The sequence below is a fragment of the Acinetobacter sp. R933-2 genome (assembly GCF_030325485.1).
In the GTDB taxonomy this organism is placed as follows: domain Bacteria; phylum Pseudomonadota; class Gammaproteobacteria; order Pseudomonadales; family Moraxellaceae; genus Acinetobacter; species Acinetobacter sichuanensis.
This window is the reverse complement of sequence record NZ_JACAIJ010000001.1, coordinates 165,441-185,509: the sequence shown is the minus strand read 5'-3', so window position 1 is coordinate 185,509 and position 20,069 is coordinate 165,441. Positions and strand designations below refer to the sequence as shown.

Below are 20,069 nucleotides of genomic sequence, written 5' to 3'. Positions count from 1 at the left end.
CTTACGTCAATTTAGGTACATAGCGGATAGGCAATTTTATGAATAGGCTTTAATATGATCACATCAGCACACGGAATAGGGAAAGGAAGAGTCCCAATTAAGGAAGACGAAGCTGATGGAAAATCATCATGGATATGATGTTGGAATGGACAACCAAACACAATAAAAATAAAAGCAACTTGAAAGCACAACCTCATATACCCGAGTTTTGCAGGATGCAGAACTCGGGTTATGCTTATTTAGGGTGAGCAAAAATATTTCACTCAAAGCTAAAATTATTTAAAAGCGATTTAAATGAACATCAGACAAATGATGACAAGATAAAAAAGCCAATGTTATGATTTCTGATCACAAACAAAATTAGAAAATTGGTTATGCACAAAAAAAATTCACCTGAATTGCCACAATTTTTATGGGCAGATTCCAGTATTGACCTGACCTCACATCAATATAAAAATAAACTCTTGAATCAGGAGCAAGGCTTTGAGTTGGGTAAAGCTCAACGAAAAATTATTTCACGTTCAGAACTGAGTCAGCTCTCAGAGCGCCCAAAGGGAGTCGATGCACTAACGATTTATCATTGGAGTAATCAAGGGCGTGTAGATATTTTAAAACCTGTACGTGCAAAACGAATGAGTGTTTCGCCATTTGCTTATTTTCGTGGTATGCCATCTTTGATGTTGTATGATTTAGTATGGGAAAAAAGTCATTCAGGTTTGATGCAACAAATTTGTGGTGATTGTCATTTGTTAAATTTTGGTGGTTTTGCTAGCCCTGAGCGTAATTTATTATTTGGCATTAATGATTTTGATGAAACTTTAGTTGCTCCTTTTGAATGGGACTTAAAACGTCTAGCAACAAGTTTCATCATCGCAGCAAGTGAAATTAAGCTCGGTGAAAAAGTAGGCTTAAAAGCCATTGAAGTCATGCTTAATGCTTATCGGCAGCATCTACAACACTTTAGAACATTATCACCCTTACAAACTTGGTATGAAAAAGTAGATGCAGCGGTACTTTTGCAACATACCGAAGATCAAAAAATTCGTAAAAAGCGTGAAAAACAGTTAGCGACAGCGCATCGTCGTACTTCTGCATCCGTATTGCCGAAACTTACGGATTATGATGCAGAAACAGGACATCGTTGTTTTATTGATGAACCACCCTTGCTGCGCCATCCTGTAAAAGGTGAAGTTTTTGCGAAAAATTCCAAAGCATTTTTTAAGCGTTATCGTGACTCTTTAAAGTCTGATCGTCAGGTGTTATTTGACCGTTATCGTTGTACTGATATCGCGTTAAAAGTTGTTGGTGTGGGGAGTGTGGGTACACGTGCAGCGATTGCTTTGTTTGAAGATGCAGATCGTGAACCTTTAATTTTACAAATGAAAGAAGCAAATCCTTCAATTTTAAGCCCTTTATTTCTTGAAAAAGCCAAACATGAAGGCGAACGTGTCATTTCAGGGCAACAGTTAATGCAAGCAGCAAATGATATTTTCTTGGGTTTTGCATCGTATAGTCAGGAGCATCAACAGTTTTATGTCCGTCAGTTACGTGACATGAAAGTTTCTATAGATTTAGAAGATATGGACGATGTGTATCTTTATGAGTATGCGGATAGTTGTGGTTTAGCCTTGGCACATGCGCATGCGAAAGCAGGTAATGCCGATGTCTTGATGGGCTATTTGGGCGAAGGTAAGCAAATTGTCAAAGTTATTCAGGAATATGCAGTTCAATATGCCGAACGAAATGCAGCGGATTATGCACAATTTTTACAAGAAATTGAAAATGGGAAAATAGACGTTGCAGGGGATGAGGTGTTATAAACTTTTAGAAAGAGCCTTTCATTATGAGAGGCTTTTAAATATAGGTTATTTTGTATATTTGGCATTTAATCCCTCAAGTTCAGTACCAATTTTTTGTTGTAAATCCGTTGAGCGTTTTGATAATTGTTTAAACTCTTCACTTGGTGCATTGAGGCTAAAATCAGCTTGCATAGATAATGTATAAAGTTGTTCTGAGATCATAAAGTTATCAATGATTAATGTACGGATATTTTGTACTTCTGAGCTTTTTAGATGTAGTGCTATATATTTTTGTTTGAAATAATCTCGAATAGTATTGGTTTCTACTAAAATTTGTTTGATTTTTTCAGGGTTATTGCCTGCTGTTTTAACGTCTTCATGCATTTTTAATACTTTCCTATTATAGGCTTGGCTGATCAGCGTTAATTGCGCAAGATCAGTCTTAATGTCATGTTTATTTGCAGTGGAGAGATAATCGCCTTTTACTTGCCAATGACCTTGCGGATTTTGGATTTCTTGAGTTTGAGTTGTTTTTGTATGGGAGGCTGTTTCTTTGGTGTCACTGCATGCAGATAAAGAAAAAGTGAGTATAACCAAGCTTGTATAAAACAATTTATTTTGAATTTTCATTTTAATTCTCAAATATTTTAAATAAAAAAGCCAAACTCAATGATTCAGCTTTTCAGTATAAAATAAGCTACTTCAGTATTTTTTTATAAAGCTCAATCGTTTGATCACACATATCTTTTAAACTGAACTGTGTGACAGGCGCAACCTGTTGTGGCTGATCAATATGTAATTTTACAGCATTCAAAAGTGCAACCTTGTCATCTACCGCAATTTTACCTTGTGGATAGACATTTGCCAAAATTTCAGCGACACCACCTCTGTCCCAGCCAACGACAGGCGTACCGACAGAAAGTGCTTCTAGTGCAGTGCGACCAAAAGTTTCTGCTTGATTAGATAAAGACAGCACCAAGTCAGAAAATGCCAGCCATTCACGAATGTCAGAACGATGACTCACAAAGGTGATGTGATCAGTTAAATTTTTGCTTTTAATGGTGTTTTCTAATTCATCTAAATAAGCGGCTTTTTTCGGGTCTGCGCCGCCGACCACAACAGCATGTAGTTGTGGGTATTGATCACGCAATTTTTCCATCAACTCAATCAGGGTTTCATGACCTTTAAGGCGAGTAATACGTCCAGGTAAGCAAATTAAAAACTTATTTTCTAATTGTGGAAAATCTTGAAAAGTTTTATTGATCCATTGCGCAGGGGGTTGATAACCATGTGGAAATGCTTTGGGATCAATCCCACGATAAATACGGACAATATCTTCAGGTGGGCAGTTTTTATAATGATCTGTAATGTATTTGACTACGCTGTCAGAGACAGCAATGACTTTTTCAGCCTGTGTCATGATGGCACTATAACGATTAATAGAGTAAAAACCATGTACAGTGCTGATCAGATGCGGACGTTTTTCCACAGCAATACCTTTGAGGGCAAAATGCGTCAGCCACGCAGGTACTCGTGAACGCACATGCACAATATCAGGTTGATGTTGTTCAATCAGTTTACGTAGTGGTCGGATTTGCCACAGACTAGACAAAGCTTTTTTATGAATGGGCAGCGTTAAATGGGTTGTTCCTTCTGCTTCTAGTTCGGGAACTAAGCGTCCGCCATTGGACACCACTAAGGATTGATGACCCTCTGCAACGAGCGCTTTGGCAATTTCCAAAGTACCGCGTTCTACACCACCACTATTTAGTTCGGGAAGAAGTTGCATTACTTTCATACGTTTTTCCTTGTCATTGTGAGGTTGGTGCAGCGTTTAGAACAGTGTAATCGCACTTTTTGCAACAGATTAATAAATCTTTTCATAGCCGTCAGGACGGGTTTTGAAGCGACGGTGGAACCACATATATTGGGTTGGGGCTATTCTTAACTGATTTTCAATGATTTTGTTGACACGAATCGCATCATCTAGTTCATCATCACTTGGCAGATGATCCAGTGCAGGTTCAATCAACACTCGGTATTGTGGATTTTTAATATCACCATGACGATAAAAATACAGGGGAATGGCGACTGCTTTGGATATTTTCAATAAACGACGATGTGCCGTCACTGTTGCCGCAGGTGTACCGAAAAAGGGAGCCATAACCCCTTGTTTTAAGCCAAAATCTTGATCTGGACTATACCAGATGGCATCACCTTCCTTTAAATGACGAATTAAGCCACGCATATCATCATGATCAATCTGTGCTTTATAAATCGTGCCACGGCAACGATAAATGAGCATGTCGAGTAAAGGATTGTTTTGTGGGCGATAGACCACATCTGGCTCAAAATATTGCGCACATAAATAACCGCCAGCATCGAGTAAAGTGCTGTGTGTTCCTAATAACAAGATGCCTTTATCTTCGGCTTGCGCATTTTGAATATGTTCCAGTCCCTCAACAGTTACTCGCCCTTTGAACCACTGCGGTGAATACCAAGCATTTAAGGTTTCAAAAACACCAAGCATCATATCAATAAAAACCTGACGAGCATTATCTTGTACTTGTTCAGGTGTCCACTCAGGAAAACAGACTTCCAGATTACGTACTGTCGTTTTTCGACGTGATTTCAGTCGCTTAAATGCAACATTTCCTAGAAAAGTCGCCAGACGATGTTGTAATGCCCAAGGTAAAATTGCAAGTAACATCAAAAAGACAATGGCAAGCCATATTCCCCAGTATTTGGGATGCAGGAATGCCCAATAAAACTTTCCAGATTGGTATTGATGCTTTTGACTCATAGGAATGTGAGAGAGTAGGCAGATTGAGACAAATTAAAGTGTAACATGAACTCAATTTAAAGACTTAAAGCATTGTTTTATAATCTTGCAAAGCGTAATACACAGACAGGGATGAAATAAAATGAAAGTGGTTCGGTTGATTCAGGGAGATATTACCATTCAAAAAGTAGATGCAATTATTAATGCTGCAAATACGTCTTTACTGGGTGGCGGTGGAGTGGATGGTGCAATTCACCGTAAGGGAGGTAAAGAAATTTTAGCACAGTGCGAGCAAATTCGAGCTAAACAGGGGAGTTGTGCCGTGGGGGAGGCAGTGATGACCACAGGTGGTTTATTATCAAGTCGCTTTGTCATTCATACAGTGGGACCGACATGGCAAAATGGTCAATATCGAGAAGCTGAACTATTGCAAAATGCGTATTTAAATAGCTTAAAATTGGCAGAACAGCAGCAACTACAGACTTTGGCATTTCCAAATATTTCTACAGGGATTTATCGTTTTCCTAAATATAATGCGGCTGATATTGCTATTTCAAATAGTGTTGAATTTTTACAAAATTCCGAATTTGTGAAAGAAATTAATTTTGTGTGTTTTGATATTGAAAATTTTAAAATTTATCGTCAGCGATTGGCACAATTTGAAATGACGGATGTGCAGATTTTAGGTATATAATTTCTAAATTTTTTTGATTTATAAGCCGTGATGCGCAACTCATTTCTTGACAGCAGTAAGGCAGTTTTGATTTTTCTGGTGGTCTTTGGGCATTTTCTGGAGCGTATGATCGGTTGGCATGATCCAATCAGCCACACAGTGTTGGCAACGATTTATTTGATTCATATGCCTGCTTTTATTTTTGTATCAGGTATTTTTTATAAAGATCAAAATTGGCTGAAAAATATTCTATTTTTTCTATCACTTTATATTCCATTTCAGTTTTTATTTATCGCATTTGAGAGTTTATGGTCAGGACAGTTTCATTGGAACTGGAATGTATTGATTAAGCCTTATTGGGTGCTTTGGTATTTGCTTGGCATGATGGTATGGACTGCACTGACTCATTTTCTTATTCAAGTTTCAAATCAGTTTGCTTTGTTTCTTTGTATTCTATTGTCTATATTGATTGGCTTAAGCCCTTGGAATAACTATTTATATTCAGTAGGGCGGATTTTTGTATTTTTCCCATTTTTTATTTTGGGTGCGCTGTATGGCAAAGCGGTAATTGCAAAAATTCAACAGTCAATCACTGTCAAATGGTGGGGAGTGGTTGGCTTATTTGTCTGTATGATCTTGATGTATTTTGTTCAGATCAATCAATATTGGTTATATGGCAGCTTGAGCTATACACAACTAAAAGTCAGTGCTTTTGATGGAATATTCACACGAATCCTGTGTTTGATGTTATCCACTGTGGGTATGCTTGCATTATTCTCCGTGATGCACTTTTTTCAGGGGAAATGGTTGAAATTAGGGATTTATACCTTGCCTGTGTATTTGCTGCATGGTTTTGTGGTGATATTGATTGCACGTTATTGGAAGTTGGATGTTAATGTCTTTGCAGCAATGAGCATTTGTTTTGTGCTTTCTGTTTTGACTTGTTGGATATTACAACAATCTGTTTTTGATCGTGTTTTAAGAAAAATATCATTATGGTTAATGCAGCCTACCCAAAAATTATTACCCGTTAAAAAATAGAAAATGCAGTAAATGACAAGTCTTGGTGCATTTTTTGCTTAATTTTTTAAAGTTAATCAAAAGACAGCAAAATCCGTTGAGATGAATCATTTAGTTTTGAGTCAGTCGCAGCATAATGCCCAGTATTGGTACGCCAAATTGGAGTTAGGTTTTAAATGTGATCAAAAACGCACCGTTTTGCATCATCGCAAACATTTTGGACCTGTTCGGGTGCAAAAAATGCTGTGGCCTGAAAAAACAGGCGTGTGCCATGCCATTATTGTACATCCACCTGCAGGCATTGCAGGGGGCGATCACTTAAGTTTTCAAATTGATGCTGAGCAGTATGCTCATGCTGTGGTTACAACACCCGGTGCAGGAAAATGGTACAAAAGTAATGGCAAACCTGCCTTTCAACATATTCATATTCATGTCAAAAGTCATGCGATATTGGAGTGGTTGCCACAGGAAACCATGCTCTTTAATGGTGCAAATGCCAACTCTGAAACGATTGTTCATTTAGATCAGACCGCAAGTTTTATCGGTTGGGATTTGTTGGTCTTGGGGCGTCAGGCACAACAAGAAAAATTTGAGCAGGGACGTTATCAAAATCATTTTAAACTTTATCGAAATCAAACACTTTTAGTTGCGGATTCACTGAATTTTGTGGGAAATGATCGTTGGCTCAGCTCATGTTTAGGCATGAATAGTTGCGCTGTGATGGGCAGTTTTTGGGCAGTCGCACCTGAGAAATTTCGCTCAAATCTCTATTTGGATGAACACATTGATTTGATCCGAGAGTTGATTATGCGGATGAATACGCCTGTGACCTTGACCATTTTAGGTGATGTGGTTTGTGCACGTTATTTAGGACAGGATGTTCGACAATGTCATGATGCTTTTGCTGCGATTCGGGCAAGGCTTAGACGTTATTGGTTTGATTTAGATGAAGAATTTCCAAGAATTTGGCGGACTTAGTTTGTTAAATATGATTTATTTTTTAGATGGTAATGTGAAGAATATCTCGATAAACTGATTAAAAATACAGCCGTAAAAAGATAAGTTAATGAAAATATTAATATTAATATTATTTTGTTGTTTAATGCCTTTGTTCTGTTATGCGATGCCTGAAAATGACATTTTCGAAATCAAACAAGATATGTCAAAAAATCCGATATTTATGAATAATTTAGAGCGATGTCCAGCAGATACATCACCCAATAAAAAAGCCAAACTCTTACAAGACGATACTATTTTGGCTGCATATTGTCAGAAAAACACTTTAGCATGCTATAAAAAATGTGAGCATGATCAAGGGCATGCTTGTTATTTTACAGCATTGAGTTTACAGCAAGCGCATCAAGCACAATCTGCTGAGCAATTATTTCAAAGAGGCTGTGAATTAGGTGTCGCATCGGCATGTACCAATCGAGCAGCGGGTGCAATGACGTTTATGGACACATTAAGCTTAGAGCGAAAACAATGTATTACAAGGACATTTGAAAAATCATGCCGTTGGAATGATCCTTGGGGCTGCACAATGTATGTAGCTGAGTTAATTAAGAATGATAACTCGAAAGAAACCTATGATAAAGCGTTAGATGCACTGATTATGAGTTGTGTTTATGGCAAGTCAGATCCTGCCTGTACGCAGGGTTTAGAACTCAAACGCTATATTTTAGATCATCGTGATTAGAAAAATGAGCACGATTTTTGCATGGATTAGAAAAACAGGAAAATGTTATGGAACTTAATCCCACAGAAAAAGACAAATTATTGATTTTTACCGCAGGTTTAGTAGCAGAGCGTCGCAAGGCTCGTGGTTTAAAACTCAATTATCCTGAAGCGATTGCATTTATTTCTGCGGCATTGTTGGAAGGCGCACGTGATGGGATGACAGTCAGTGAACTCATGCATTACGGCACCACATTACTCACACAAGATGATGTGATGGATGGCGTGGCAGATATGATTGCTGAAGTTCAGGTCGAAGCTACTTTTCCTGATGGTTCAAAGTTGGTGACTGTTCATCAACCCATTCTGTAATAAGGAGTAACACATGATTCCCGGTGAAGTCATTACCCCTGAAGCAGAGATTGAACTCAATGTAGGACGCAAGACCTTAAGTATCAATGTGGCAAATATGGGTGATCGTCCGATTCAAGTCGGTTCGCATTTTCATTTTTATGAAGCCAATGATGCTTTGCAGTTTGACCGCGAGCAAACCAAAGGTTATCGCCTCAATATTGCGGCAGGGACAGCCATTCGTTTTGAGCCGGGGCAAAGTCGTCGTATTGAATTGGTGGCATTGGCAGGCAAGCGTGAAGTGTATGGTTTTGCAGGACGAGTCATGGGGAAACTTGATGATACGTCAGGTACATAATTTAAAACATCCACGAAATTAAGGTATTCAACCATGAAAATATCACGTCGTGCTTATACAGAAATGTTTGGTCCTACGGTTGGAGATCGTGTCCGTTTAGCTGATACCGATTTATTTATACAAGTGGAACAAGACCTGACCACTTACGGTGAAGAAGTAAAATTTGGTGGTGGCAAGGTCATCCGTGATGGTATGGGACAGTCACAACTTTTGGCAGATGAAGTTGTAGATACCATCATTACTAATGCGTTGATTGTAGATTGGTGGGGCATTATCAAAGCCGATGTTGGTCTGAAAAATGGTCGAATTTGGAAGATTGGCAAGGCAGGTAATCCTGACATTCAACCCAACATTACGATTCCTTTAGGTGCGGCTACCGAAGTCATTGCAGGTGAAGGGCAGATTTTAACCGCAGGGGCAATTGATACCCATATCCATTGGATTTGCCCGCAACAAGTAGAAACCGCATTGATGGCAGGAACCACAACAATGATTGGTGGCGGAACAGGTCCTGCGGCAGGGACATCGGCAACTACGGTTACTCCGGGTCCTTGGCACATTGCCACCATGCTACAAGCCATTGATGATTTGCCGATGAATATTGGGCTGTTGGGTAAAGGGAATCTGAGTCAACCTGAACCGATTGCAGAACAAATCAAAGCAGGCGTGGTCGGACTTAAACTGCATGAAGATTGGGGCTCGACACCTGCGGCGATTGATAATTGTTTGAGTGTTGCTGATGAATATGATGTGCAAGTGGCGATTCATACCGATACTTTAAATGAAAGTGGTTTTTTGGAAGAAACGCTTGCTGCATTTAAAAATAGAACTATTCATACCTACCATACTGAGGGCGCAGGTGGTGGGCATGCACCTGATATTTTAAAAGCGATTGGTCAGGACAATGTATTGCCATCTTCAACCAATCCAACCCGTCCTTATACGGTCAATACCATTGATGAACATTTGGATATGCTCATGGTTTGTCACCATTTAGACCCTGCCATTGCCGAAGATGTGGCTTTTGCTGAAAGTCGAATCCGCCGTGAAACCATTGCCGCAGAAGATATTTTACAAGACTTAGGTGCAATTTCGATGATGTCATCGGATTCGCAAGCGATGGGACGAGTGGGTGAGGTGATCATTCGGACGTGGCAAACTGCCCATAAAATGAAAGTGCAACGTGGCGCGTTGCAAGGGGATACACCGCATTGTGATAATCAACGGGTGAAGCGTTATATCGCCAAATATACCATTAACCCTGCCATTACGCATGGTTTAAGCCATGAAGTCGGTTCGGTTGAAGAAGGAAAATTGGCAGACTTGGTGTTATGGAAGCCTGCATTTTTTGGCGTTAAACCGTCCATGATCATTAAAGGTGGCATGATTGCAGCCGCACCGATGGGCGATATTAATGCGTCGATCCCAACGCCTCAACCTGTGCATTATCGTCCGATGTTTGGGGCTTTTCCGCGTGGTGTACATAACACCTGTATTACTTTTCTTTCACAAGTGGCGATTGATGCAGGTGTGGCGGAAAAATTACAGCTGAAAAAGATCATTTCCCCATCAAAAAATACTCGAAAAATCACCAAAAAGGACATGAAGCACAATGATTATTGTCCTGTGATGGAGGTTCATCCTGAAACTTATGAAGTGAAAGCCGATGGAGTGCATTTGACCTGTGAACCTGCTGAAGTGTTACCGATGGCACAACGCTATTTTTTATTTTAAGGGACGGGTTTGATGGCAATTTATTTGATTCGACATGCAGAAAGTGTGGGAAATGTTGATGGTCAAACAGAATCACATGCAAGTATTGCACTGACTGAGTTGGGGCATTTACAAGCACGACAGCTTTTAGCACAGTTGCCGAAGGCTGATCATGTCATTATTTCACCCTTTTTAAGAACCTTACAAACGGCTCAACCCTTGCTTGATCGGGATCAGTTAACAGCGGAAATTTTGCCGATTGAAGAATTTTCTTATCTTTCTAATGTGAAATGCAGAGGTACAACCTTATCACAGCGCAAACCGTGGGTAGATGCTTATTGGCAGTTGGCGGATGTGGACTATGTTGATGCCTCGGATGCTGAATCTTTTAGAGATTTATATCAAAGAGTTGAAGCTTTATTTACATTTCTTGATCGAGAACAACAACGTTATTTAGATCAAAACTTGATGATTTTTAGTCATGGTCAGTTTTTACAGTTATTTCAAATGTTAATGACTGAACCGCAGGCAGTTTCAGCCGAGTTAATGCGAGCATTTCGCCACAATATGTTGCATCAACCCATTAAAAATACAGAATTTTTTATTTATAAGTAGGATGGTGATGAAAATATTTACTCAACGATTGGAGCAGACGCAAACTGAAGAGGTATTTGAAACGGTTGCTCTGACTTTCGACACTCGTCAAAAAAGTCGTTTTCGTGCCACTTTGGATAATGGCGATGATATTGGCGTGGATTTACCACGTACAGGTATTTTAAGAAGTGGCGCGTTGATTGCCACCGAGCAAGGCGAGATTTTAAAGGTCAATGCCAAAGCGGAACATTTAATGCAAGTCACAGCAAAGACAGAGTTTGAGCTGTTAAAAGCTGCATATCACTTGGGTAATCGGCATGTGCCACTGATGTTGACCCCGACTGCTTTGTATTTTGAGCCTGATCATGTGCTTGCGGAAATGGTGCAGGGCTTGGGTTTGACTGTCACAGAGGTTCATCATCCCTTTGAGCCTGAAAGTGGTGCTTATGCGCAACATGCACACAGTCATGAGCGTTTATCGAAAGCAGAAAGTCATCGTTTAAGCCCGATCAAGTCTTTGCATCATGTCGATTAATGCCGCGCAACTGCTCAAACTCTTAACGCTTTCTTCAACCGCTTTGCCTGTGGGTGCTTATTGTTATTCACAAGGTGTGGAAAGTGCGATTGAAAAAGGCTTGATCTATGATGAAAACAGCAGCAAAGCCTATTTTGAAGATGTTTTGGAAATGCTGTTGCTTCGTTTCGAGCTGCCTATTTTGCAACGGTTAATGCAGCATTTTTCACAGGAAAATGAATTTTTATATTGGGCACATTTATATCGGGCGAGTCGTGAAAGTAAAGAACTCTTGGCTGAGTCACAACAGTTGGCATTTTCCTTAAATGCATGGATCAAAGATGTTCTTTTGCTTGATGTCACGGTGAAAAAACAGTTTGGTTTTGTGCCTGTTTATGCACAGCTTTGTGGTCGTCTAGGCTTAAACGAGGCGGATGTTTTAACTGCTTATAGTTTTTCTGTTTTAGAAAATCAGGTCTTGGCTGCGGTCAAAACTATTCCATTGGGTCAGATGAGTGGTCAACGGATTTTATGGCATTTGCATGGCTTGGTTCCTGCTGCGGTAGAGAAGGCAATGGCACTACAGGATGATGAAATGAGCAGTAGTTTGCCACAGTACGCCATGCTCAGTATGCAACATGAAACGCAATATTCAAGATTATTCCGTTCTTAAATCAACAACATTTAACTTTAGTATTCACACAAAATAAAGGAAAAAATCATGTCAGAACGTAGTCCATTACGTGTTGGAATTGGTGGTCCTGTCGGATCAGGTAAAACGGCATTGACCTTAAATTTATGTCGTGCATTACGTGATAAATATAATATGGCAGTGGTTACCAATGATATTTATACCAAAGAAGATTCTAACTTTTTAACTCGCAATGAAGCGATGTCACCTGATCGTATTGTGGGGGTGGAAACAGGCGGTTGTCCACATACTGCGATTCGTGAGGATGCTTCAATTAACCTTGCTGCAATTGATGATTTATGTGAAAAATTTGAAGGATTAGAGCTGATTATCATTGAAAGTGGTGGCGATAATTTAGCTGCAACCTTTAGCCCTGAACTATCAGATTTAACCCTTTATGTGATTGATGTTGCAGGGGGTGAAAAGATTCCTCGTAAAGGTGGACCGGGCATTACCAAGTCAGATTTATTAATTATTAACAAGACAGATTTAGCGCCAATGGTGGGTGCAAATCTTGAGGTGATGGATCAGGATGCAAAACGCATGCGTGGCGAAAAACCTTTTATTTTTTCCAATATGAAAACTGAAGATGGTTTAGCTGAGATTATTTTATTTATTGAAAAACAAGGTTTATTTAAAGCCTGAGGAGCGATGAAAATGACAAAATTTGGGCAAAAAAGTATTTTATTTTTCTTATCCTTGAGTCCTGTTTTTGCCATGGCGCATCCCGGGCATGATCAAACTCATTCAGGTTTTGCAGCAGGATTTACCCATCCATTCACAGGGCTTGACCATATGATGATGGCGGTTGCTTTGGGGGTGTTGTTTTATTCTGCTGCTAAAAAATGGAATGCGATCGGCATGATCAGTATGGTCTTGGCTTTGGTTGTTGGCTTTGCAATTGGGGCAGCACATTGGATACCTGAGGCATTTGCAGAATATGGCATTGTGGCTTCGCTGATGGTGGTTGCGATTGCATTATGGTCGAAGTCAAACATGATTTTACCTATGGCAACGGCAATGTTGGTCACTTTTCATGGCGTTGCACATGGTGCTGAACTGGGTGGTGCAGGGCATGTCGTGGGGTTGGTTGCAGGCATGGTCGTGGCAATGTCACTGCTTTATGCTGTGGGTTTACTGTTGGGGAAAGTGATTGCTGACTATATTCCACATGGTAAAAAAATCGTGGGTGTTTTTGCAGCAATTGTTGCCTTGATTGCTTTGGCTTAACGTATAGAGCGTTTAAAAAATCCTGCATGAAAATGTGGGATTTTTTGTGTCTGATCATTTTATATAAAAATACTTAACCCATTGAAATTATAAAAACTGCTAAATTGAATTAATATATTTTAGTTGATTTTTCTTTAAAAACAATGGTGCTATCGCGTGGCGACATGGATGTCGCCGTTGGGCAAGGGTGACAGGAGTCCCCTTTGTCCAACAAAGGATTTTTGTCACCTTGCGGAATATATTCCTCATCACTTCAAAAGTGAGGCATCGCCTACGCAAAATAATCAAAATTTTTCAATATAAATGGGGCTGTGCCAAATTTAGAACTTATATTATTTTATTTTTATAGAATGGTATTACTCCTCATCCTTGAGCCATATATGGCATAAAAGAAGAAACTTTCAATATTGATTTTTCTATCAATCATTTCTTGTTTTTGACTTTTGTAAGTACTTTATTTTAAAACACCACAAAAATAAGGCTTCATATGAAGCCTTAAATTTAATGCAACCATTTTTAGTTTTATGATTTTTCCATGGTTTTACACAATGAACAGATCACGCCATTATGTTGATGTGAATACATAATATCAGGACGTTCATAATTTTCATGACATGACACACAATGATAAACCGTCGCAACAGGTGTACCTTCAGCATCATAACGTGGTTCTTTAATGCCATCATTTTCAGACTTAATGTAGTATTTTCCTTGGGTGATTAAGCCCATCACAGGAGTCAGTACAAATGCTACAACCAAGGCAATCAATGGAGAATAGGCAGCAAGGAAATCCCCAAACAAGCCAAAGAATGCAGCAATCGATAGACCCGCAGCCGCAAGGAATGCAACCATTCCAACAGGGTTGACGTTATACAACATGTCACGACGATATTCAGGCTCTTTCGGTGACAGTTTAAGAACATATTTATTGATGGCAATATCCGTTGCAACTACAACCACCCAAGCAATGGCAAAGTTAGAATAGAAACCTAAAATTTTACCTAAGACCGCAAACATGTTGCCTTCCATCAATGCGAGCGCAATAACAAGATTGACAATGACAAAAACGATGCGTCCAGGATAATGTTTGCTGATGCGGGTATATGCACTTGTCCAAGCCAAAGAACCCGAATAAGCATTGGTGACATTAATTTTAATTTGTGAAATTACCACTAAAATCACGGCTAAAGACAGCGCCAACCAACCCGGTAACATATCATGAAAAGCTGCATTGAACTGTTGTACAGGCTCAGTTGCATTGACACCCGGAATTTTCATCAGTAAATAAAAACCTAAAAATGCACCAATGATTTGTTTAATTGCACCCAAAATCACCCAACCCGGACCTGCTGAAATCACCGCAATCCACCAAGATTTGCTATTTTCTTTGGTTTTTGCAGGCATAAAGCGCAAATAATCAATTTGTTCACCAATTTGCATAATCAACGACAAACAAATCCCTGCACCCAACATAATCGCTGCCATGTCCATAGGCGCATAGCCGCTTGTACCTGTATAGGTGGTAAAAGAGCTGACCAAACTTGGTTCTTTATGAATTAAATATGCCACAGGTCCAATCATCAAAATTAACCAAATCGGGGTAGTCCATACTTGTAACTTACTCAGCGCTTTCATGCCATAAATCACAAGAGGAATGACCATAACCGTGGAAATCAGATAACCTGCCCAAAGTGGAATACCAAGCCCAAGCAATAAACCTTGCGCCATGATTGAACCTTCAAGCGCAAAGAAAATAAAGGTAAAACTTGCAAAAATAATACTCGTCAACACTGAACCAATGTAGCCAAAACCTGCACCACGAGTAATCAAATCTAAATCAATATTGTAGCGAGCGGCATAATAGGCAAGCGGAATACCTGTCAGGAAAATAATGATCGCAGCGAAGATGATCGACATAACCGCATTGGTTGTACCGTATGTCATGCCAATACTTGCACCAATTGAAAAATCAGCCAAATAGGCAATACCGCCTAATGCAGTAATCGCAACAACTTTAGGACTCCAACGACGAAAACTATGTGGTGCATAACGTAATGTGTAGTCTTCCAATGTTTCATTTGCAGCTGAGGATGTGGCTTTATCCTCAAAAGTATCTGTTGTAGATGGGTTATGCATCGCAAACACTCCTAAATTTTAATTTTGTGTTTGTCAGATGTTTTGCAAAATAGATGCCAAATGTTTGAATGATGTTTTATTTTTACTAAAACTTTGAATTTTAATATAATAATTTTATGTGATGATTGATGGTGATAGATTTAAGCGCTATTTTTATCTATCAATGCACCTAAATAAATGCACAAAAAATGACAGAAAATAAGATTTTAAAAATACCATGAGCATTTTTAGCGCATCAAAAAATGAAAATATCGTGTTGTTCATTTTGAAAAATCAGAACATGAACGTAAAAACTCCGCACGAAGCGGTAATACTCATCAATTAAGTAAAATTATTGGATAAAGTTCTAAAAATCTCCCCTAACCCTAAGCCATATATGGCGTAAGGGAAAAGAGGGGAACTTTCAATAACTAAAGTCATTTTTAGTAATGGAAAGCTCCCTCCTTTGAAAAAGGAGGGTTGGGGGAGGATTTAAAAATACTTAACTGATCAGCATGAGCACGAAGCGGAGTTTTTAATTCAGGAGCGAAACCGAAAAAATTAACCTTTGCTCATTTCTTCAAGTTCTTCCCAACGTTCCATTTTTTCAAGCAATTCATCATCAATTTCCGTTAAACGATTTGATAATTTCATGGCTTTGGCATTGTCAGAAACAAACAGTGAACCATCTGCAAGTTGTGCATTAATTTCAGCTTGCTCTTTTTCCAATGCTTCCATTTCAGCAGGAAGTTGCTCTAAAGCACGTTGGTCTTTATAGCTTAACTTTACTTTTTTCGGTTGTGTGGTTTGCGCTGCTGCTTCAGCTTTTGCTGCGGCTTTTTTCACTGCACTCTTTTGATCCACAACGGTTTGGTCAGGACGCTGTTCAAGATAATCCTGATAACCACCGATGTATTCATCAATATTGCCTTTACCATCAAAGACCCAAGTCGAGGTCACGACATTGTCCATAAAGGCACGGTCATGCGAGATCAAGAGCAATGTGCCTTTATAGCCACCAAGCATTTCTTCGAGTAGCTCAAGTGTTACCATATCCAAGTCATTGGTTGGCTCATCCATGACAATCAGGTTGGATGGTTTGAGTAAAAGCTTAGCCAAAAGAATACGGTTACGTTCACCACCTGACAGCGCTTTTACAGGTGTACGGGCACGTTCAGGTGAGAATAAAAAGTCTTGCAAATAACTATAGATATGACGACGTGAACCATTAACATCCACATGGTCAGAACCTTCTGATACGTTATCTTTGACTGATTTTTCCAGGTCAAGTGCATTACGGAGTTGGTCAAAATAGGCAACTTCAAGCTGTGTCCCTGTTTTAACATTCCCTGTATGTTCTTGCTCACCTAAAATGGCTTTGATCAGGGTGGTTTTACCCACACCATTATCACCGACTAAGCCAATACGATCACCACGCAAGACCAAGGTCGAGAAATCTTTGATGATCGGTGCATTATCGCCAAAAGTAACGCTGAGATTTTCAATCTCAAAGACCACTTTACCTGAGCGATTGGCATCTTGAGTTGCCATACTCACTTTGCCTTGCTGTGAGCGACGTGCTCTTGATTCTTCACGTAATGCTTTTAAGGCACAGACACGACCTTCATTACGGGTACGACGTGCTTTAATACCTTGACGAATCCAGACTTCTTCTTCGGCAAGCTTTTTATCGAACAGCGCATTTGCCTTTTCCTCGGCTTCCATTTGCTGTTCTTTTAGCTCTAAATAACGTGAATAGTTACCTTCATAACTACGCAAAGTTCCACGATCCAACTCAACAATACGTGTTGCAATACTGTCAACAAATGAACGGTCATGCGAAATAAACAGTAAAGTTAAATTGTTTTGATCCAATAAAAATTTTTCTAACCATTCGATACTTTCAACGTCCAAATGGTTGGTTGGTTCGTCTAGTAACAACACATCTGGCTGAGTCAGTAAAGCACGTGCCAAAAGTACACGACGTTTACGACCACCCGATAAATCAGCTAAGTCTGCTTCAGGGTCTAAACCCATTTTGCTCAAAATTGCATTGACTTTGGTTTCAAGTGACCAACCATCGAGTTGATCCATTTTATGTTGTAAATTGCCCATGCGTTCACAGGCTTCCATATCACCAAGTACACAAGCATCGCTCGCTTCATGATATGCTTTTAAGACTGAAGCAGCTTCGCCTGCACCATCAGCAACGATGTCAGCAACTTTGCCAGAGTCCATTGGAACGTCCTGCGCAAGCATGGAAATGGTGATGCCATTTTGTAGTGAAACCTCACCTGCATCAGGTAATAAACTTCCCTCAATCAGTTTAAGTAAAGTAGACTTACCTTCACCGTTACGACCAATCAAACAGACTCGTTCGCCACGTTCTAAATTGAAGTTTGCGCCATCGAGCAGGGCTGGTCCACCAAACGCAAGTTGGACATCCCTTAAAGTAATATAGGCCATAGTGTTTCCTAAACATCCCAAATGAGGACTTAAAAAGTGACTAAACAAAAAAATTTAGATGATCAGGCGTCATTTTCCGCACCCATAGAAGATTTGCAAGTGCGAATTACATTTTTAGATGATTTAGTCGAACAATTAAATGATCAAGTCGCTCGACAAAATGCCGAAATTGCCGATTTGAAAAAGCAAATGCGTTTAATTTACCAACGGATTGAATCTTCAGATTTATCGGAAGGCATCGCTGCTTTTGACCCAATGACCAATCGTCCGCCGCATTATTAAGTGGACTTATCATTTGGTTTATATCACTTTTAGTGATGAAAACAATATTTAATATTTCAAATTAAAGTGTTAAATTTATTTGACCTTTATTTAAAAGCTCGGTGTAATGCAGTATTCCTATGGTGTTAAAAATTGATCATGCACAATAAAGTCATCCTTCTTGATATTGAAAATAATATGCCTACCTTCAAAGTGTTACAGGATATTATTGAACATTATCCAACAGTATATTTATTTAATTGTACAGGTCATTTTGAATTTCCTTTAGATGATTTAACTGAACTTGCAACTTGGATTACCAGTGGGCAAGTTGTGATTTTAGATGTGCCAGAAACCACTGAAAAAGAATATGAATATGCAGTTGTGGTGGGGCAACTTTTAGCTTTGCTTGAGCCTGAGACGCAAATTGAAGTTATTTCAGCGATGACAACAGCAGACATGTTAATAGATATGTTAAGAAGCTCAGATTTGAGTTGTAACTTAACTCAAGTGCAATCAAAAAATTTATCGCTCAGTCCATCTAAGCATCAAGTTCCAAGTATTGAAACAATAAAAAATAAACCTGCATTACAGCTTGTTAAAAAATATTGTGATGCTGTTGCAAAAATGACAGGGAAGCCAAATACAGTTGAAAAGTTAAAAAATTCGATTGTAAATTGTTTACAGATCGTACCTGAAAAAGCACAACGTTTATTGGGTATGTTGATTAATTTAAAAATTGTCAAAAAAGATGATGAACAAGTGTGGTTCCGTAAAAAACTTTTAAAGCAATGGTCGCAACTTGATTTAGACCGTAAAGATGCTTTACAAGAGAGTAAAGTCTTAAAAGTTGATGATATTTTAGAAAAACTAAGTTCAGATGCTCAACAGGTGATTGCTGAAATCAAGAAACAGCAAAATACGGATGATTCACTCACTGCAAACTTTGAAAAAATTGATCCTGTGCAATGGGAAGTGATTCAAAAACTGAATGAATTAAAAACCAATAAACCTAAAGATATTTATGCATTGCGTGATTTGCTAGAAAAAATGTTTCCCCAATCTGATGTGCGTTTATTGCTGAAAGAGTTGATTGAAAAAGGTTATATTTATTGGAATGGGCACGATGTAATTTATAGCCATGAGATGTATCTAAATTAGAAAAATAATTATGTTGGGGTGCATATGAAGAAAATACTGTTACTTGATATTGAGAACTTACAAAAAACAGAAAAGGATTTATTAAGATATTTATCTCAATATCATTGGGTTTATTTAGTTTATGCAAAATCACCTGTTAATTTTAGTTTGGATGGTTTAATTAAACTGGCACCTTTTATCGTGAATGGGAAATTAAAAGTATTAAAAATGCCTAAAATTGGTAAAGATTCTGCTGATTTTGGTTTAGCCTTTATTGCAGGACAGTTATCTACACAAGTTAAGCAAAAAGACTTTTGTTTTGAAGTGATGTCAAATGATTACTCTATGGAGTATGTTGTTGATTTATTAAAAAATTCACAGTTTGAGGCAAAAATTATTCATGAAAAACCATTGCTTGCATATCAAACTGTTCAGCAATTAAAAACCGAATTTAATATAGATCAAATGGTGGTTCAGTATTGTCAAAATTTAGCAAAAAACAATTTTAGTAAACCTGCTAAATTGGAATCTTTGATTAATTCATTAAAAGCAAATTTAAAAGTTGAGGAAGAGATAACAAAAGTTGTTATTGAAGAGTTAAAGAAACTAAAAATTTTGAAAATAGAAAATAATAAAATTCAGTATCACCTTTCAGCAATAGATAAATATTTAAAATTAAGATCTGCTG

At 38.7% G+C, this 20,069-nt stretch carries 21 protein-coding genes; 16 read left to right on the top strand and 5 right to left on the bottom strand.

Annotated features, from left to right (window positions below; translation table 11 throughout):
* The first annotated feature begins 374 nt into the window (after window positions 1-374).
* The gene (locus HX005_RS00895) at window positions 375-1,820 is read left to right on the top strand and encodes a DUF2252 domain-containing protein (RefSeq protein WP_107006828.1); all 1,446 of its coding nucleotides are present in this window, start codon (window positions 375-377) and stop codon (window positions 1,818-1,820) included.
* A gap of 45 nt (window positions 1,821-1,865) precedes the next feature.
* Here the strand turns inward: HX005_RS00895 and HX005_RS00890 are convergent, their stop codons facing one another.
* From HX005_RS00890 to HX005_RS00880, 3 genes are all read right to left on the bottom strand, one after another.
* A complete protein-coding gene (locus tag HX005_RS00890; RefSeq protein ID WP_286375972.1) occupies window positions 1,866-2,429 on the bottom strand; it encodes a PM1805 family lipoprotein in 564 nt (187 codons plus the stop codon).
* Window positions 2,430-2,496: 67 nt separating this feature from the next.
* Window positions 2,497-3,597, bottom strand: coding sequence for a glycosyltransferase family 4 protein (locus tag HX005_RS00885; protein WP_286375971.1), 1,101 nt, complete (start codon window positions 3,595-3,597; stop codon window positions 2,497-2,499).
* A 69-nt stretch (window positions 3,598-3,666) separates the two neighbouring features.
* Window positions 3,667-4,602: an LpxL/LpxP family acyltransferase gene (locus HX005_RS00880; RefSeq protein ID WP_286375970.1), complete on the bottom strand. Its 936-nt coding sequence runs from the start codon at window positions 4,600-4,602 to the stop codon at window positions 3,667-3,669.
* A gap of 121 nt (window positions 4,603-4,723) precedes the next feature.
* On the opposite strand from HX005_RS00880, the gene HX005_RS00875 reads away from it, so the two are divergent.
* The 12 genes from HX005_RS00875 to HX005_RS00820 all read left to right on the top strand — a co-directional run bounded on the left by HX005_RS00875 (window position 4,724) and on the right by HX005_RS00820 (window position 13,399).
* Window positions 4,724-5,275 carry an O-acetyl-ADP-ribose deacetylase gene (locus HX005_RS00875; protein ID WP_286375969.1) on the top strand — a complete coding sequence of 184 codons (552 nt, stop codon included), beginning with the start codon at window positions 4,724-4,726 and terminating at the stop codon, window positions 5,273-5,275.
* Window positions 5,276-5,305: 30 nt separating this feature from the next.
* Window positions 5,306-6,295 (top strand): acyltransferase family protein, encoded by a 990-nt coding sequence (locus HX005_RS00870; RefSeq protein ID WP_286375968.1) that lies wholly within the window; start codon window positions 5,306-5,308, stop codon window positions 6,293-6,295.
* An 81-nt stretch (window positions 6,296-6,376) separates the two neighbouring features.
* Complete coding sequence (locus tag HX005_RS00865; protein WP_286375967.1) at window positions 6,377-7,252, top strand: urease accessory protein UreD; 876 nt, start codon at window positions 6,377-6,379, stop codon at window positions 7,250-7,252.
* An 88-nt stretch (window positions 7,253-7,340) separates the two neighbouring features.
* Window positions 7,341-7,970 (top strand): hypothetical protein, encoded by a 630-nt coding sequence (locus HX005_RS00860; protein WP_286375966.1) that lies wholly within the window; start codon window positions 7,341-7,343, stop codon window positions 7,968-7,970.
* 47 nt (window positions 7,971-8,017) lie between these two features.
* Window positions 8,018-8,320, top strand: coding sequence for an urease subunit gamma (gene ureA, locus HX005_RS00855; RefSeq protein ID WP_130072125.1), 303 nt, complete (start codon window positions 8,018-8,020; stop codon window positions 8,318-8,320).
* Between the two features lie 13 nt (window positions 8,321-8,333).
* On the top strand, window positions 8,334-8,657 hold the full coding sequence (locus HX005_RS00850; protein ID WP_286375965.1) for an urease subunit beta: 324 nt from the start codon (window positions 8,334-8,336) through the stop codon (window positions 8,655-8,657).
* Window positions 8,658-8,690: 33 nt separating this feature from the next.
* A complete protein-coding gene (gene ureC / locus HX005_RS00845; protein WP_286375964.1) occupies window positions 8,691-10,391 on the top strand; it encodes an urease subunit alpha in 1,701 nt (566 codons plus the stop codon).
* A gap of 12 nt (window positions 10,392-10,403) precedes the next feature.
* Window positions 10,404-10,985, top strand: coding sequence for a histidine phosphatase family protein (locus HX005_RS00840; protein WP_286375963.1), 582 nt, complete (start codon window positions 10,404-10,406; stop codon window positions 10,983-10,985).
* Window positions 10,986-10,992: 7 nt separating this feature from the next.
* Window positions 10,993-11,499, top strand: coding sequence for an urease accessory protein UreE (gene ureE, locus HX005_RS00835; RefSeq protein WP_286375962.1), 507 nt, complete (start codon window positions 10,993-10,995; stop codon window positions 11,497-11,499).
* On the top strand, window positions 11,489-12,151 hold the full coding sequence (locus tag HX005_RS00830; RefSeq protein WP_286375961.1) for an urease accessory protein UreF: 663 nt from the start codon (window positions 11,489-11,491) through the stop codon (window positions 12,149-12,151). The genes ureE and HX005_RS00830 overlap by 11 nt, the downstream gene beginning before the upstream one ends.
* Window positions 12,152-12,199: 48 nt before the next feature.
* The gene (gene ureG / locus HX005_RS00825) at window positions 12,200-12,814 is read left to right on the top strand and encodes an urease accessory protein UreG (RefSeq protein WP_286375960.1); all 615 of its coding nucleotides are present in this window, start codon (window positions 12,200-12,202) and stop codon (window positions 12,812-12,814) included.
* A gap of 12 nt (window positions 12,815-12,826) precedes the next feature.
* Window positions 12,827-13,399, top strand: coding sequence for a HupE/UreJ family protein (locus HX005_RS00820; RefSeq protein ID WP_286375959.1), 573 nt, complete (start codon window positions 12,827-12,829; stop codon window positions 13,397-13,399).
* A gap of 522 nt (window positions 13,400-13,921) precedes the next feature.
* Here HX005_RS00820 and HX005_RS00815 read toward each other — a convergent pair.
* The gene (locus tag HX005_RS00815; RefSeq protein WP_286375958.1) at window positions 13,922-15,535 is read right to left on the bottom strand and encodes a purine-cytosine permease family protein; all 1,614 of its coding nucleotides are present in this window, start codon (window positions 15,533-15,535) and stop codon (window positions 13,922-13,924) included.
* 540 nt (window positions 15,536-16,075) lie between these two features.
* Window positions 16,076-17,980 carry an ATP-binding cassette domain-containing protein gene (locus HX005_RS00810; protein WP_286375957.1) on the bottom strand — a complete coding sequence of 635 codons (1,905 nt, stop codon included), beginning with the start codon at window positions 17,978-17,980 and terminating at the stop codon, window positions 16,076-16,078.
* 36 nt (window positions 17,981-18,016) lie between these two features.
* Here HX005_RS00810 and HX005_RS00805 point away from each other — a divergent pair, with 36 nt between their 5' ends.
* The 3 genes from HX005_RS00805 to HX005_RS00795 all read left to right on the top strand — a co-directional run.
* Complete coding sequence (locus HX005_RS00805; protein WP_286375956.1) at window positions 18,017-18,262, top strand: SlyX family protein; 246 nt, start codon at window positions 18,017-18,019, stop codon at window positions 18,260-18,262.
* Window positions 18,263-18,400: 138 nt separating this feature from the next.
* Complete coding sequence (locus HX005_RS00800) at window positions 18,401-19,402, top strand: hypothetical protein (protein WP_286375955.1); 1,002 nt, start codon at window positions 18,401-18,403, stop codon at window positions 19,400-19,402.
* 24 nt (window positions 19,403-19,426) lie between these two features.
* Window positions 19,427-20,069, top strand: a 643-nt coding sequence (locus tag HX005_RS00795; protein WP_286375954.1) for a PIN domain-containing protein, incomplete at its 3' end; no start/stop codon positions are given.

Excerpts from the sequence above, each read along its gene's own strand:
- HX005_RS00875 (WP_286375969.1), top strand. The coding sequence starts at position 4,724 with ATGAAAGTGGTTCGGTTGATTCAGGGAGATATTACCATTCAAAAAGTA.
- HX005_RS00865 (WP_286375967.1), top strand. The coding sequence starts at position 6,377 with ATGAATCATTTAGTTTTGAGTCAGTCGCAGCATAATGCCCAGTATTGG.
- HX005_RS00820 (WP_286375959.1), top strand. The coding sequence starts at position 12,827 with ATGACAAAATTTGGGCAAAAAAGTATTTTATTTTTCTTATCCTTGAGT.
- ureA (WP_130072125.1), top strand. The coding sequence starts at position 8,018 with ATGGAACTTAATCCCACAGAAAAAGACAAATTATTGATTTTTACCGCA.
- HX005_RS00860 (WP_286375966.1), top strand. The coding sequence starts at position 7,341 with ATGAAAATATTAATATTAATATTATTTTGTTGTTTAATGCCTTTGTTC.
- HX005_RS00885 (WP_286375971.1), bottom strand. The coding sequence starts at position 3,597 with ATGAAAGTAATGCAACTTCTTCCCGAACTAAATAGTGGTGGTGTAGAA.
- HX005_RS00890 (WP_286375972.1), bottom strand. The coding sequence starts at position 2,429 with ATGAAAATTCAAAATAAATTGTTTTATACAAGCTTGGTTATACTCACT.
- HX005_RS00840 (WP_286375963.1), top strand. The coding sequence starts at position 10,404 with ATGGCAATTTATTTGATTCGACATGCAGAAAGTGTGGGAAATGTTGAT.
- HX005_RS00815 (WP_286375958.1), bottom strand. The coding sequence starts at position 15,535 with ATGCATAACCCATCTACAACAGATACTTTTGAGGATAAAGCCACATCC.
- HX005_RS00870 (WP_286375968.1), top strand. The coding sequence starts at position 5,306 with ATGCGCAACTCATTTCTTGACAGCAGTAAGGCAGTTTTGATTTTTCTG.
- ureE (WP_286375962.1), top strand. The coding sequence starts at position 10,993 with ATGAAAATATTTACTCAACGATTGGAGCAGACGCAAACTGAAGAGGTA.
- ureC (WP_286375964.1), top strand. The coding sequence starts at position 8,691 with ATGAAAATATCACGTCGTGCTTATACAGAAATGTTTGGTCCTACGGTT.
- HX005_RS00800 (WP_286375955.1), top strand. The coding sequence starts at position 18,401 with ATGCACAATAAAGTCATCCTTCTTGATATTGAAAATAATATGCCTACC.
- ureG (WP_286375960.1), top strand. The coding sequence starts at position 12,200 with ATGTCAGAACGTAGTCCATTACGTGTTGGAATTGGTGGTCCTGTCGGA.
- HX005_RS00830 (WP_286375961.1), top strand. The coding sequence starts at position 11,489 with ATGTCGATTAATGCCGCGCAACTGCTCAAACTCTTAACGCTTTCTTCA.
- HX005_RS00895 (WP_107006828.1), top strand. The coding sequence starts at position 375 with ATGCACAAAAAAAATTCACCTGAATTGCCACAATTTTTATGGGCAGAT.
- HX005_RS00810 (WP_286375957.1), bottom strand. The coding sequence starts at position 17,980 with ATGGCCTATATTACTTTAAGGGATGTCCAACTTGCGTTTGGTGGACCA.
- HX005_RS00880 (WP_286375970.1), bottom strand. The coding sequence starts at position 4,602 with ATGAGTCAAAAGCATCAATACCAATCTGGAAAGTTTTATTGGGCATTC.
- HX005_RS00850 (WP_286375965.1), top strand. The coding sequence starts at position 8,334 with ATGATTCCCGGTGAAGTCATTACCCCTGAAGCAGAGATTGAACTCAAT.